The 15326-nt window shown below is 32.3% G+C and carries 9 protein-coding genes; 7 read left to right on the top strand and 2 right to left on the bottom strand.

What is annotated here, in order from left to right:
* The first annotated feature begins 134 nt into the window (after window positions 1-134).
* The 4 genes from ACXGQT_RS04480 to ACXGQT_RS04465 all read left to right on the top strand — a co-directional run bounded on the left by ACXGQT_RS04480 (window position 135) and on the right by ACXGQT_RS04465 (window position 8158).
* The gene (locus tag ACXGQT_RS04480) at window positions 135-3383 is read left to right on the top strand and encodes a SusC/RagA family TonB-linked outer membrane protein (protein WP_457830209.1); all 3249 of its coding nucleotides are present in this window, start codon (window positions 135-137) and stop codon (window positions 3381-3383) included.
* Between the two features lie 20 nt (window positions 3384-3403).
* Entirely contained in the window at window positions 3404-5209 is a 1806-nt protein-coding gene (locus tag ACXGQT_RS04475; RefSeq protein ID WP_457830208.1) for a RagB/SusD family nutrient uptake outer membrane protein, read from the top strand.
* A 66-nt stretch (window positions 5210-5275) separates the two neighbouring features.
* A complete protein-coding gene (locus ACXGQT_RS04470) occupies window positions 5276-6592 on the top strand; it encodes an alginate lyase family protein (protein WP_457830207.1) in 1317 nt (438 codons plus the stop codon).
* 30 nt (window positions 6593-6622) lie between these two features.
* A complete protein-coding gene (locus ACXGQT_RS04465; protein ID WP_457830206.1) occupies window positions 6623-8158 on the top strand; it encodes an IPT/TIG domain-containing protein in 1536 nt (511 codons plus the stop codon).
* A 353-nt stretch (window positions 8159-8511) separates the two neighbouring features.
* On the opposite strand, the gene ACXGQT_RS04460 is transcribed toward ACXGQT_RS04465, so the two are convergent.
* Both ACXGQT_RS04460 and ACXGQT_RS04455 read right to left on the bottom strand, forming a co-directional pair.
* Entirely contained in the window at window positions 8512-8628 is a 117-nt protein-coding gene (locus ACXGQT_RS04460; protein ID WP_457830799.1) for an IS3 family transposase, read from the bottom strand.
* A gap of 80 nt (window positions 8629-8708) precedes the next feature.
* Window positions 8709-8948 carry a hypothetical protein gene (locus ACXGQT_RS04455; RefSeq protein WP_457830205.1) on the bottom strand — a complete coding sequence of 80 codons (240 nt, stop codon included), beginning with the start codon at window positions 8946-8948 and terminating at the stop codon, window positions 8709-8711.
* Between the two features lie 868 nt (window positions 8949-9816).
* On the opposite strand from ACXGQT_RS04455, the gene ACXGQT_RS04450 reads away from it, so the two are divergent.
* The 3 genes from ACXGQT_RS04450 to ACXGQT_RS04440 all read left to right on the top strand — a co-directional run bounded on the left by ACXGQT_RS04450 (window position 9817) and on the right by ACXGQT_RS04440 (window position 15297).
* Entirely contained in the window at window positions 9817-10593 is a 777-nt protein-coding gene (locus ACXGQT_RS04450; RefSeq protein ID WP_457830204.1) for a T9SS type A sorting domain-containing protein, read from the top strand.
* A 110-nt stretch (window positions 10594-10703) separates the two neighbouring features.
* Window positions 10704-13097 carry an alginate lyase family protein gene (locus tag ACXGQT_RS04445; protein ID WP_457830203.1) on the top strand — a complete coding sequence of 798 codons (2394 nt, stop codon included), beginning with the start codon at window positions 10704-10706 and terminating at the stop codon, window positions 13095-13097.
* Window positions 13098-13338: 241 nt separating this feature from the next.
* Window positions 13339-15297, top strand: coding sequence for a glycoside hydrolase family 97 N-terminal domain-containing protein (locus ACXGQT_RS04440; RefSeq protein ID WP_457830202.1), 1959 nt, complete (start codon window positions 13339-13341; stop codon window positions 15295-15297).
* Window positions 15298-15326: the final 29 nt, after the last annotated feature.

Here is a 15326-nt window from a genome sequence, read left to right as displayed (position 1 = left end):
AAATCAAATTAATAATCACTTAAACTAAACAAAATCAAAGAAAATGAACAAAAATTATGAAGAACAATGAACTTTAAAAAACAAACTAATAAAGAAAAACTAATTAATAATACTGAATTTTAAATAACAATTTTATGATGAATTTAAAAATAAATCAGCTAAACATGACTTATACTCTTAAGGCTATTTCCTTTATAGTTTTATTAGTACATGGATCATTCAATAGCATCTTGTATGCTAATACGGTTGAATTATCAAAGAATATAAACAATGTTTTATTTGCTGAAAATATAACAATAACAGGTACGGTAGTTTCTAAAGAAGATCAAATGCCTTTACCTGGAGTAAACGTAATTATTAAAGGAACTTCTATTGGAACTATGACAGATTTTGATGGTAACTATACCATTAATGTACCATCACAAGAATCAATTTTGGTTTTTAGTTCTGTAGGGTATGCTACTTACGAAGTTAAAGTAGGGACAAATAAAATGATTAATGCGACCTTAGAAGCACAAACATCTGCTTTGGATGAAGTAGTTGTTGTGGGGTATGGTAGGCAGAAAAAAGCTACTTTGACAGGAGCTGTAGAAACAATTGACAGTAAAGTATTTGAAGATAGAGCAGTTACCAATGTTGGTCTTGCACTTCAAGGTCAAACACCAGGATTGGTAGTTTCTCGTGGTTCTGCAAGACCTGGGAATGAGGGACTAAATATTAGCATTCGTGGAGCTTCATCAGTAAATGGTTCCAAGCCATTAATAATTGTTGATGGCGTACCCGTAGTTAATGATTATTCTTTTCAGAATTTAAACGCAGATGATATTGAGTCCATTAGTGTATTAAAAGATGGTGCAGCTGCGATTTATGGTTCTAGAGCGGCTAATGGTGTTATTTTAGTGACTACAAAAAGAGGTAAAGGAGAAATTAAAGTTAACTATAATGCAAATCTTCGTTTTACCACTAATGGTTTGGTGGGCTACTCTCCAAGTATGAAAGAATATGCAACTATGTGGCTTGAAGGTAATAAAGAAGAAACCAACCCTAATTATTGGATCTGGGGAGAGGAGAACCTTAATAAAATGCAGCAAGGAGTTGAAGGGAAGTATGATTTATTTAATACAGATTTTTATATTTTTAATGCCAACCGTATTGATGAAATGTTTGCCACCCGTTATTCATACCAGCACAACTTAAGTGTTTCTGGCGGTGGAGATAAATCAGGGTATAGATTATCTATGAGTTATGCAGATAATCAAGGGAATTTAGCAACTGCCTATGATGGGCAAAAACAGTTTAATACTCGTTTTAATTACGATTATAAATTGTCAGAAAAGTTAAAACTACAATCTAGCATTAGTGTTATAAACGCAAATACTAGCATGCCTTCAAGAGGTTTAGGAAATATTTTATATTCTTTTGATATGCCATTTTATCCTGCTAAAAATCCTTATGGACAATGGTTTGCTCCTTTTAATGGTATTGATGCTGGGGCCAATAAAAATTCAGCTGCCAATACCTCAGATGCAGGGAGATATGATAAAAAATCTTTGACAGGAAGAATTGATATGAGAGCCACATACGATTTAGGAGAAGGTTTTTCTTTAGAAGGTAAGGCGTCTATTCAAAATGAAAGATATACTGATGAAAGATATGTGTTACCAGTTCAATTATATGATTGGTACGGAAACCCAACAAACAATTCATATCAAACAGATGGAGTGAATAATACCTATAGTGCTAGTGCTTATACAAGTTATTATAATTATTACGAAGGATTATTAAGATATGAGAAGACATTTAATGATATACATACTTTTTCTGCCATGGCAGGGGTAAATGCAGAAAAAATGAGTTCTCAGTCAATTTCGGCTCAAAGAGTCGGTTTTGAAGATTTAGGCGTTCAAGATATTAGTTTAGCTTCTACGGAAACACAAACCAATGGAGGAGCTAAAAGTTTAAACGGACGTTTTTCTTATTTAGCCAGAGTGAATTATAATTACGATGAAAAATATTTGATTGAATTGATGGGGAGAAGAGATGGAAATTCCCGTTTTGCAAAAGGATATAAGTTTCAAAATTTTGGATCGGCTCAATTAGGTTGGGTTTTTACCAAAGAAAAATTCATAGAACCTATTACAGACATTTTAAATTTTGGTAAAATTAGAGGATCATATGCTTCAACAGGAAATGAGGCTAATGATTTAGGTGCTTTTGATTATTTGTCTTTAATTAATATAGGAACAACAGTTATAGGGAATCCAGCATCTCAACAAACTACATCGGGATTAAATAATGGAGGTTTAATTAGTAAAACCCGTACTTGGGAAAGAGTAACACAAAAAAATATAGGGATTGATCTTGGTTTTTTTGACAATAGGTTAACAACTACTTTTGATGTGTATGAAAAAGACAACAACGGAATGTTGGTCAATGTAACATATCCTTCTGTTTTAGGAGGAAATGCTCCTAAAACCAATAGTGGGAATTTTAATACAAAAGGTTGGGAATTTATCATTGGTTGGAAAGATAGAAAGAATGATTTTAGTTATAATGTTTCCTTTAATATTGGTGATGCCAACACCCAAGTAAATGGGGTTGAAAATGCAGATTCTTATAAGGCTGGTACCAATGGTATTGTAAATGGATATCCATGGAAACCATTATTTGTCTACAAAACGGATGGATATTTTAAAACTCAAGATGAAGTAGATGCTTATTACGCAGCTTATGGATCTAGTGATGCTTTAGCTTCTTTACCTCAAAACAATCAGGCGGTAGCTTTAAGACCAGGGGATACCAAAAAAGTAGATGTTGCAGGAACAGGTAATATTACAGGTACAGGTAACAAAGAAAGTTCTTTGGTATATGCTGGTGATGGTACTGCACATTATACTTTTGGACTGAACATGGGTGGAGCTTGGAAAGGTTTTGATTTGAATGCTTTTTTTCAAGGTCATTTAAAACAAAACATCATGCGTACAGGGTATATGGCCTATCCTTTTAAAGCCATATTTACAAATCAAAATCCTACTTTTTTAGGACAAACTTGGACGGAAGAAAATCAAGATGCTTATTATCCACGTTTAACAGTAAACCCTACCCGTGCAGCATGGAATTATGAAAACAATGATTTTATGGTACAAAATAGTCGTTATGTTAGGCTAAAAACATTAATTGTTGGTTACACCATTCCTAAAAAAATAACAGAACGAATTAATTTAAGCAAAGTAAGAATTTATTTTTCTGGAAATGATTTGTGGGAGTTAACTTCAATTAAGGATGGATTTGATCCAGAGTCAGGATCAAATGCAACAGACGGTGACAATGCAGGGTATCCTTTTGGACGTACATGGTCTTTCGGATTTAATATTGGATTTTAATAATTTAAAAGATGAAAACAATGAAAAGAATATACAAATATATGTTTTTAGGAAGCCTTTTTATAGGACTTACAGGATGCCAAGATGATTTTATAGATTTAACACCTCCTGCTCAATTTACGGATGCCGTTTATTTTAAAAAACCTAGCGATTTTAAGGAATATACAGCTAATTTTTATGGTTATTATGATGATAAAGGAGATTGGAAAAACGGTTTGTTACCCGGTTGGGATTTTGGAACGATGGATAATAATACAGATTTGTCTGCCAATGGAAATGGAGCGGGTTATGATTTGGGAAACGGAGCCATTGCGCTAGGAAGTACCAATTGGAATTATTCTGGAATCAGAAGTTGTAATATTTTACTAGAAAAAGCAGAGAGTTACACAGGAGAAGGAGATATCAATCAATACAGAGGAGAAGCTTATTTTTTTAGAGCTTTTACATATTTTGATTTGTTAAAAAGATTTGGAGGAGTGCCCATAGTAACTACTGTTTTAGATACAGACTCTCCTGAGTTGTATGGTAAAAGAAATAGTAGGTATGAGGTAGTGACACAAATATTAAATGATTTAGAAGAAGCAATAGCTACTTTACCAACAGAACAAAATATAGCAGCAACAGACAAAGGAAGAGTAAGTAAATGGGCGGCAATGGCATTTAAGGCTCAAGTTGAATTATACGAAGCTACCTGGGAACGCTATGTAGGTCAAGAACCAGATGGAGATGGAACTTCAGTAGGTGCAGGTACAGCAGGGTACGATGCTGCTAATATCAACAAGTACCTAACAGATGCTGTAGCCATGTGTGAAGAAGTGATGAATAATGGTGGGTATGAGTTATGGAATAAAAATGCAGATGCTACAATGACAGATTTAAGTTCTTGGTATCTGTTTAATCTTGAAGATCCTTTGTCAAATCCAGGTGGGTACGACAAAACCAGTAATAAAGAATTTATTTTATACTCTGTTTATGATTACACTTTAAAGCAATCTAGAAAAAATATTACATGGAGAACTGGGCAATTATACCCGAGTAGAAAATTTGTAGATCTAGCGGTTTGTTCGGATGGTTTACCTCCAGAAAAATCACCTTTGTTTCAAGGGTATCACACTGCAGCAGATGAATTTGAAAATCGTGATCTAAGATTATTAAACTATTTATACGCTTCTACTTCAGCACCTGCCTCTACCACTTTAGACTTTGGAAGTTTAGGATATAGTGGATACGGTAACAGTAAATATGGCGTGTATGGTTTTGGAACTCGTAGATTAGATAATGAGGAATCTGCAAATTGGTCAATTATTAGATTGGCAGAAGTGTATTTAACGTATGCAGAAGCATTATATGAGTTAAATGGAAACATATCAGATGCACAATTAGATGCTTCTATTAATAAATTAAGAGATCGTGCAGAAGTGGCTCATTTAACAAATGCTTTGGTTACGGCCAACAGTTTAGATATGAAAGAGGAGATTAGAAGGGAGCGTGCAGTAGAGTTATACCGTGAAGGAAAACGTTTTGATGATTTGAAGCGTTGGGGAATTTTAGAAGAATCATTAAACCCATCTCGTTTAGGAAGAGTGGTAGGTAATGCTAGTTATGTAACAGATTTTAAAGATGCCACAGGAACCCCAACAAGTGCGTATGTTGCAAATTCATACGTGTATGGAGAAGAGGCTGTACAAACTCCCGATGGAATGTTAAATTGTGTGGTTATAAATAGTACATTAAACCATACTGTTGAAAAGAAACATTATTTATATCCTATGCCTCAGAGTCAAATGTTGTTGAATAATAAAATTCTTCAAAATCCAGGATATTAAAACTAAATATTAAATTAATACCATGCAGAATATATTCCTGTATGGTATTAGTAAATAAGATAAATTATGACAAATAAAAGATATAGATTCATCAAACCCATATTTATAGTGAGTGCTATAGTATGTTTGGTAATGGCTTGTTCTAGTTCTTCCGTAAATAATGAAGATATAGATAATGATAAGGATACAATTGTTACAGTAGATCCAAATAAATTAGCCATAGATACGCTTCCTTCTTCTGTTCCTTTAAAACACGTGGGAGCATTACACACAGAAGAGGATTTTGCAAGAGTTAGAGCTAAGTTAGCTATCCAAGCAGAGCCATGGTTATCTGGTTGGAACAAGTTAATTAATAACTCACATGCTCAGGCATCATACACACCAAACCCTGTAGTGAAATTAGTTAGAGGAGGGAATAGTAGAGAGGAGCCAGATCCAGATAATTATGGAAGAGCATTTCATGATGTAGCTGCAGCATATCAATTAGCATTAAGATGGAAAATTAGTGAAGATGATCAATATGCAGAAACAGCTATTAATATTTTAAATGCTTGGGCTACTACTTGTGAAAGAATCAGTGGAGACTCTAACGTAGCTTTGGCTTCAGGTATTTATGGATATCAATTTGCAATAGCCGCTGAAATATTAAGAGATTATGAGGGGTGGAATGAAAATGATTTTAATGCTTATAAAGAATGGATGTTGAAAGTTTTTTACCCTATTGCTAAAGATTTTTTAATAAGACATAACGGAACCTGTGATTCTCATTATTGGACCAATTGGGATGCGGCTAATTTAAATTCAATTATAGCAATTGCCATTTTAACAGATAACAGATCTATGTATAATTATGCTATTAATTATTTACAACAAGGAAATGGTAACGGTAATTGGTACAAAGCAATTAATTATGTTTTTGAGGGTGAAAATGAAGGGTTAGCTCAACTGCAAGAGATGGGTAGGGATCAAGGGCATAGTTTATTATGCATTGCATTGATGGCTAATTTATGTCAATTAACATGGAATCAAGGTGATGACTTTTATGGTTTGGATGATAATCGATTTTTAAAAGTTGCTGAATATGTGGCAAAATACAATGTAGCAAGACTGGAAGTACCCTTTCATGAGTATACTCGATACTATGCTGCTAATTGTTCTCAATCAGAAACACATACGCAACCGAGTGATATTGGAAGAGGGGCTGGAAGACCTATGTGGGCAGGTGTGTATGCTCACTATGAGAAAATTAAAGGATTATCTACTAAATATATTCCGTTAGGTGTAAGTAGTACTTTACCTGAAGGAGGTGGGGGAGATTATGGTGGTAACAGTGGTGGTTTTGATCAATTAGGGTTTGGGACTCTAATGTATACTAGAGACTAAAGAATCTAAAAGTTTAATAAAACGAAAATTATGAAAAAAAATATTAAAAATACAATCGTCATTGGGATCATATCAATGATAAGTGTTTTCTTTTTTATAGCATGTGAAAAAGAGGCAGATTTTAGAGAGTTTAATTACCCAACTCCAGTTGTCAATGATTTTACACCTAAAACTGGGTATGCTGGACAGTATGTTACAATAACAGGAGAGAATTTTGGTGATGCCATAGGTGCGGTAAAAGTGTTTTTTGGAGGAGTTGCTTCAGATTCTATAAAAAGTGTAGACAATAACAATATTCTAGTAAAAGTACCTAGCAATGGTTTGTCAGGTATTATAAAAGTTGAGTATTTTACAAAAAGTGATACAACTAAAGTCGCTTATACTATTTTACCTTCCGCTAAAATAACAAACATCAGTACTGACAAAGCTCAAATAGATGAAGAGGTTGTTATTACTGGAGAAAATTTTGGAGAAAATATAGAAAATGTTTCAGTACAAATTTCGGGGGTAGAAGCTCAAGTAACTAGTTTGACGAATAGTGAAATTAAGTTTATGACTCCTGATGCCGATTCTGGAAATATAATAATCAATATTGATGGGCAAATTATTTCAGGGCCTTATTTATTAATAGGTATTGATAAATTAGAGGGAATATTAATTGGCCATTCAAGTTCTTGGCAAAATAATCCAGCAACCTTTATTGCAGCAGCTGTAGATGGAGACATTACAACCGCGGTAGATGCTCCTAGTAAAACAGGTTATGTAGGATATGATTTAGGAGAAACAAACTCAGCGGTATTATCTTCAGTACGTTATGTGCCTCGTACAGGTAATGAACAACGTATGGTTGGTGGTGAAATTCGTGGAGCAAATGATCCTAGTTTGTCTGATGCAGTTACATTATACACAATAACGTCAAAGCCTGTTACAGAAGTTTATACAGAGGCGGCAATTACTACTGAAGAAAGTTATCGTTATATTTATTATTATTCATCTGATGGTTTCTGTAACATTGCTGAAATTGAATTTTATGGTAATATAGTTGATGCCGTTATTCCAGAAGGAAAACATATATTTGAATTTGATGATCCTAATGCAATAAATTATTGGGTAGGTGTACAGGGTGCAACTAATGTTATTGAAGATGGAAAATTAAAAGTAACTTTTGAGGCTGGTCAATTTTCAGGAACGAGTAAAAGAAGAGCAGATTTAAAATATGTGGAAGGAGGAGTGTTTCCTGCTGATACACCAACTGGTATATGGAGATATTCTTCTGAATATCCTATCTTAGCTTATAAAATTTCTTTTACAGGTACAGATGCTGTGAGTCCTGTGACAGGGAATATTAAATTAGATAGATTTGATAATGCAAATAATTCATATCAAACAGATTTTGTTTCAAACAATGTTATTTATTATGATGTGTCAACAGTGATTACAGATAGTCAGGATTTAGCATCATGGCAATTAAAAATAGCAGACATCACGTCTGATGAAACAGGTTATGAAATAGATTGGATTAGGACATTTAAATCTGTTGCAGATTTAGAAGCTTTTTTACAATAAAAAATAAAAATAATTTTAAACATAAAAAAACAGGTTCTTATACGAGAACCTGTTTTTTTATATTTAAAAACGAGGTTTAAATATATAAAACATTAAATAAAAAGAGTGATTTTGATTATCAGTTTTTCTGAATTTGAAAACTAGGTAAGATATAGCTCTAAATAATGATATAAAAAAAGCTGATATCAATGGTTTCTTGGGTAGGTAATTATTTGTTTAAAATACTTGTAATGGGTTTAAAAACATTATTTTAAGATGTTTTTAGCATATTGTTTTGTCCCCTATAAAACAAGAGTAATCTTTTAAATTTCGGATTATTCATTAAAATTAAGTGTTTCTGTTTGTTCCATCTTTCATAAGAGGCCATGACGCCTAGTATTGTTATAGAAAATAACATATCCTTTTAGTATTTGTTCAATTTCTCCAAAAGTTCTGTACTCAAAAGGCTGAAAAAACTTCTTTTTTAATATTCCATGATAAGCTTCTACATGTGCATTTTCTTCAGGTGTATATATATGGGTAAATTATTGAATATCAGAAAGCAGATTTATCACTTATTTTTTCTTAATAGAAAAGAAAAATAATCTTTTAATATACTACAAGTATATACATCAATTACATAAAGTAAGTAAGCGTTTCTACCTGCATTAGGTATCCATACAACTTTTATATCCATTTCTGAGCATTCCATGGATCTAGAGGTAATCACTTTTCTAAATTGAACAAACATATGACCGGTACCACTTCTGTTAATTCTTTGCTCTAATTTCAATAGATTGGCTTGTTTCATGATTCTATATAGTTTTTTATAACTATCTTCTTTTAGATAAGAACACATTAATCGATATTCACAATCTATAAATTCATGGCTTAAAATCTCTTTTACAGAAGCTATTACTGTTTCTTGGTCTGCATTCCTTTTGCTTTATGATAGGTTGACTTAGAGGTTCAATTACCCTTGTGGCCTCTACTAGGAACTCTATAATAACTACTTTTTACTATGCCAACCATTTAAATGATCTTAGTCTTACTGCATTTATGTTTGTTATAAATGTGATTTCCTAAATCTTTCTTGGGGCGGATGTTCCAAACTTTTTTAAAGTTCTCGTTGTACCTCTAATTCTATTTCTCTATAAACAAGTAACTTACTAAAAACTCAGTTCTCCTCTTCGGCTACTTTAAGTTCTTTACTTTTAGCATCGTAAGTCACTTTTAAGTCTGACTCTCCTTGATGTTCAAACTTCTTTTTCTAACTGTAAAAAGTACCAGAACTTACTCCAAACTTACGACAAGCTTCTACGATATCTATTTCCTCTGAACTCGATAGAATTTCTTACTTCTGTTCTAAGCTCTATTTCTAGTGTTTCATACATCAAATTTATCTATTTGATTTTTTAAATATCACTCAGAACTTATCGTGGGATAAAAAAAATGATGAAAGTGGTTGAAAAACATCTACTTGAATAAGTATAAAAATTTTATTTATAGGTTTTTGTATTTTATTTATACTCTTTTTTTAGGGGGTATACTATTTTTGATAGTGTAAAAAAAAGGTACTTTTAAGTCATTACCTAAAAACATGACTATACTTAATTTAAATTTATAACATAATGAAAACAAAATTACACTTTAAAAACAAAACAAGTTTCGTTTTAATAATGATACTATGTTTAACAACTGTAAATTTTTTACAGGCACAATCAAAACAGTTAGGAACTTTAATAGGAACCAATGGTTCTTGGGCTAGTAATCCTGATGCTACAATATCGGCAGCTGTAGATGGAGATGTTAATACTTTTTTTGATGGTCCACAAAGTCAGTCGTGGATAGGTTATGATTATGGTTCAGGAAATGAGGTTACATTGTCATCGATTAAGTTTTTTCCACGTAATTCGAATACTACCAGTTTACCAGATCGTATGCAGGGGAATAGAATTTATGGTTCTAATACAGGATACGAAGGAACTTCAGGAGATTTATTGTATACTTTTCCTGATGCTGATACAGGAGAGCATTTAGAAGGGCAATATGATTATAGAGCAGTAGCTGCAGGTTCTACTTTAGCCGAAATCATCTTAGATCCTATGCCTAGTCAAGGGTATCAATATATTTACATGTATTCTATCAATGGTTGTAATGTTGGGGAAATTGAGTTTTGGGGAACATCAACTACATTAGGAATAAATGATATTAATACTAACAAACAAGATTTAGTTTTATATCCTAATCCTTCAATAGATAATTTTAGTGTAAACTTAGGAAGTGAAACTTTAAAAAACACAATAGATATAAAAGTTTATAGTGTGTTAGGGGAGTTGGTTTTAAATAAAACGGTTAAAGTTACTTCAAATACGCTAACAATAAACCATAATTTAAATTCAGGAATTTATGTTGTTAAAATTAATGGAAAAACAACTAAGTTAACTGTAAAGTAAAATAAACCTTAAAAAATGGCTGTACTTAAGTACAGCCATTTTTTTGTTTAAAATAAGGTGATACGCAATACCTTTAAAAGTTGTGATAAACATAAATTCTTAACTAAACTATGATTAAGGCAATAATTCATCATTTAAATAAGAATACTGGAAAGTATCTTTTTTTACTGTTTTCAATATGTTTTATGGGAGAGGTAAAAGCACAAGTAAAACAAATAGGCACTTTAATAGGAACTCAAGGTTCTTGGGGTAATAATTCCGCAACAACAATAGAAGCAGCTGAGGATGGAGATATTAATACTTTTTTTGATGGTCCATCAAGTGCTTCTTGGATAGGATACGATTATGGAACAAATCCTGTATCACTAAAATCTGTAAAGTTTTATCCTCGTAGTACGCATGCCTATCGAATGGGGGGCAATACAATTTATGGTTCTAATACTGATACCAATCCTGCAAATGGAACATTGTTGTTCACTTTTCCACCAAATGGAACAGGTTCAGGAGAATTTGATTATCAAGGAATCGTAAATAGTGGTTCAGACTTGCATGAGTTTATAGTGAATGAAACAAATTCATATAGATATATTTATATGACATCAAATAATAGTTGCAATGTGGCTGAGTTAGAGTTTTATGCGGATCGTACATTTACACATCCTGGTTTATTATCTACCCAAGTTGATTTTGATAGAATTGTAGATAAAGTAGGAGATAATGCCAACCCGTGGATGACAGGTTGGAGTAAGTTAATTTATAATTCTCATGCTCAATTAAATTACACTCCTAATCCTGTTGTGAAACTTATTAGAGGAGGTAATTCTACGGAGGAGCCAGAATCTGACAATTATGCTGCAGCGTTTAATGATGCAGCAGCAGCATTTCAATGTGCAATAAGATGGAAGGTAACAGGTGATGATGACTATGCGGACAAATCTATTGAGATTTTAAATGCTTGGGCTTCTACTTGTACCAGTCTTAGTGGAAATTCAAATATTGTTTTAGGAGCGGGTATTTATGGGTATCAATTTGCCAATGCAGCTGAAATTATGAGAGATTATCAAGGTTGGTCTACTGCAGATTTTACAGCTTTTAAACAATGGTTGGTGGATTTGTTTTTACCTATAAGTAAAGATTTTTTAGTAAGACATAACGGTACTTGTATTACACATTATTGGGCCAATTGGGATTTGGTTAGTATAGCAAATATTATGGCTATTGCTGTGTTAACAGATAGTGAAACAGATTATAATATAGCGATAGACTATTTGTATAATGGAGCAGGGAATGGAAGCTTAGATAATGCTATCTATTATATACACCCTAATGGATTAGGACAAATGCAAGAGAGTGGTCGTGATCAAGGACATACTTTGTTGTGTATAGGAATGTTAGGTGAGATTGCTCAAATGGCATGGAATCAAGGAGATGATTTATTTGCTTATGATAATAATCGAATTTTAAAAGGAGCAGAGTATGTAGCCAAATATAATGTAGGAATGTTAGAGGTTCCTTTTGAAGAGTATACTCGTTATTACAAAGATCCTTGGAGTATATGCGGTGGTACAGATGTGCATATTGAAAACGGAGATGTTGGTAGAGGTGCTATTAGGCCGATATGGGAATTGTTATACAATCATTATGTAGTTAAAAAAGGTTTGTCATCTCCATATGTAGAAATGGCAGCTAATGAGAATCGTGCTAATGGAGGAGAAGGAGGTGGAGGAGATTATGGATCCAATAGTGGAGGTTTTGATTCTTTAGGTTTTGGTACATTATTATATACGCTAAATGAGACTGTAGAAAATCCTGAGTATAATAATTATCTAACAGGTAACTTAATAGGTCATAGTGGATCGTGGGGAAATGATCCTGATGCTGAAATACCTTCTGCTGTAGATGGAGATATACTTACATATGTAGATGCTCCTTCTAGTGTAGGTTATGTAGGGTATGATTTAGGTCAAGGAAGTGAAGTAATATTGACATCAGTTCGTTATGTTCCTCGTGTTGTTACTCCAGGACGAATGGTGGGAGATGAAATACGAGGAGCTAATAATTCGGATTTATCAGATGCAGTGACGTTATACACAATAACGGAGGAACCTGTAGTGGGAGTTTATACAGAAGCAACTATTTCCACAACTGAAAGCTATCGATATGTTTATTACTATTCAACTCATTTTTGTAATCTATCAGAAATAAAGTTTTATGGTAATAATGTTGAAAACTTGTCAATGCGTACGTCAAGTGTAAAATTTAAAAAAAATCAACTAAAAATTGAACTAAATTCTTCTACTAAAAATGTGTTTTATATAAATATGAATGATGAAGAATTAGAGAAAAACTTCATTGTTTTAAGGTTTTATGATGTGTTTGGAAGGTTTTTTTTAGTAAAGAAAGAGAAAATAAAAGATAATATTTTAACTATCAAACATAATTTGTCACCTGGTCTATATATTGTTGTTATAAATGGTGTAACAAAAAAAATACTTATTAAGTAGATGTTTTTTTCATGAACTCTTAATTTACTAAAGCTATAATTGTTTAGTGTATCTAATCGAACTATTGTAAGAAACAGGTTAGTTATATAGAGATAATTAACTCGTTTAACACATGAATAAGACGATTATATCTATAAATACATTTTATTTATAGATAATGAAATTTATGTTATAGCTATGAAAGAGTGATTCTTGATACTTTTGAATTAAATTGAATCTTTATAAATTAATCCATATTTTAATGTTTAACACCATTTTTAACTATTCTAAATTTCTATGTTTATTTTTTTCTGTAATGACTATAAGTGCTGCAGAAATAAAGAATAATAAAGAAATAGAAAATCAAATAATTTCATCAAGTGTAAAAGATGAATTATTAAACTTCCAAAAGATTGAGTCTCCTGACGGTAATTTCTTATTTAGTTTTTATCAAAAAGAAATAAATAATGGAATCACAAAAACTTACTACCAAGTTAGTTTTAAAGGTAAGCCAATAGTATTAGAGTCTGAGTTTAATATTGAATTAGATAACCATCTTTCGGAATGGGCATTGGCTATAAAAGACAAACCAAAAGGTAAATGGATGGATGAACTAGTTTTCATGAAAGAAAGTGTTCGTAACGTAAATAATTCTTGGTCACCTGTTTTTGGAGAAAGAGATAATATTGATAATAATTATAATGAACTGGTACTTTCTTTTAAACAAAAAGCAAGTACTAATTATAAAATGAATATAGAGGTTAGAGTGTTTAATCAAGGTGTAGCTTTTAGATATTATTTTTTAGACAATCCAACAGGTATTTATTACAGAGTTACAGAGGAAAATACAGAGTTTACTTTTCCACAAGGAACAAAAGCATGGTTTGAGGCTTGGGCACAAGGACCATATCAATTATTGCCATTACACAATTGGCCAGCAAAAAGTGAACGTCCGTTAACTTTAGAATTGCCAAATGGAATGTATGCATGTTTGGCAGAAGCAGGAATGGTTGATTTTGTACGTACAAAATTTGAGTTAAGTAAACAAAAGCCTTCAACTGTTAAAACCACTTTGTATGAAAGTGTAGATAAAGTGCCTTATTTTGGAACGCCTTGGCGAGTAATTATGGCATCGGAAACAGCTACAGGGTTAATAGAAAATAATGATATTCTTTTAAACTTAAATGAGCCTAGTAAAATTGAAGATACTAGTTGGATAAAGCCAGGGAAAATTGTTCGTGAAACTGCTTTGTCTGAAAAAGGAGCAAAGGCATGGATAGATTTTGCTGTAGATCATAACTTACAGTATGTTCTTTTTGATTGGAAATGGTATGGTCCTTCTTTTACGTTTGATTCGGATGCAAGAACTATTGATGTTGATTTGAATTTAAAAGAGGTGATTAGGTATGGAAAAGAAAGAGGTGTTGGAATTTGGTTATATGTAAATCAACAAGCATTATTAAAACAAGATTTTGATATTTTTCCATTGTATAAAGAATGGGGAATTGCAGGAGTTAAATATGGTTTTGTAGCATTGGGGTCTCACAGATGGACAAATTGGTTACATGAATCAGTACAAAGAGCGGCAGACAATCAATTAATGGTGAATATTCATGATGAATTTAGGTTGACTGGAGAGCAAAGAACATTACCTAACATAATGACTGTTGAGGGAATAAGAGGAAATGAAGAGTTTCCTGATGCCACACACAATACTATTTTACCTTTTACTAGAGGTATTGCAGGTATGGGAGATTATACTGTTTGTTATTATGATAATCGTATAAAAACAACACATGCACATCAATTAGCATTATCTGTTGTGATGTACAGTCCATTACAAACCTTGTATTGGTATGATAAAGCAAGCGATTATCAAGGTGAACCAGAAATTGCTTTTTTTGATGCTGTTCCAACCGTTTGGGATGATACTAAAGTTTTACAAGGGTCTCCAGGAGAATATATTGTTACAGCAAGAAAATCTAAAGAAGATTGGTTTATAGGAGCTATAACAAATACAGAAGCTAGAGAGGTGAAGATTAAATTAGATTTTTTAGAGGCTAAAGCTAAATATCAAGCTATTATTTATAATGATGATGATAAAGTAAATACTCGTACCAAAGTAGCAGTTAAAAGCATAAAAGTTAAAAACAATAAAGTTTTGACCTTAAATATGAAAGCTTCTGGAGGAGTTGCAATTCATATTAAAAAGATAAATTAAATAGTTAGTTAATTTATTTATTAAAGTTA

The sequence above is a fragment of the Wenyingzhuangia sp. IMCC45467 genome (genome assembly GCF_054111205.1).
The sequence above is the reverse complement of the archived record's forward strand: the minus strand, read 5'-3'. Positions and strand labels throughout refer to the sequence as shown.

Excerpts from the sequence above, each read along its gene's own strand:
- ACXGQT_RS04480 (WP_457830209.1), top strand. The coding sequence starts at position 135 with ATGATGAATTTAAAAATAAATCAGCTAAACATGACTTATACTCTTAAG.
- ACXGQT_RS04475 (WP_457830208.1), top strand. The coding sequence starts at position 3,404 with ATGAAAAGAATATACAAATATATGTTTTTAGGAAGCCTTTTTATAGGA.
- ACXGQT_RS04470 (WP_457830207.1), top strand. The coding sequence starts at position 5,276 with ATGACAAATAAAAGATATAGATTCATCAAACCCATATTTATAGTGAGT.
- ACXGQT_RS04465 (WP_457830206.1), top strand. The coding sequence starts at position 6,623 with ATGAAAAAAAATATTAAAAATACAATCGTCATTGGGATCATATCAATG.
- ACXGQT_RS04455 (WP_457830205.1), bottom strand. The coding sequence starts at position 8,948 with ATGAAACAAGCCAATCTATTGAAATTAGAGCAAAGAATTAACAGAAGT.
- ACXGQT_RS04450 (WP_457830204.1), top strand. The coding sequence starts at position 9,817 with ATGATACTATGTTTAACAACTGTAAATTTTTTACAGGCACAATCAAAA.
- ACXGQT_RS04445 (WP_457830203.1), top strand. The coding sequence starts at position 10,704 with ATGATTAAGGCAATAATTCATCATTTAAATAAGAATACTGGAAAGTAT.
- ACXGQT_RS04440 (WP_457830202.1), top strand. The coding sequence starts at position 13,339 with ATGTTTAACACCATTTTTAACTATTCTAAATTTCTATGTTTATTTTTT.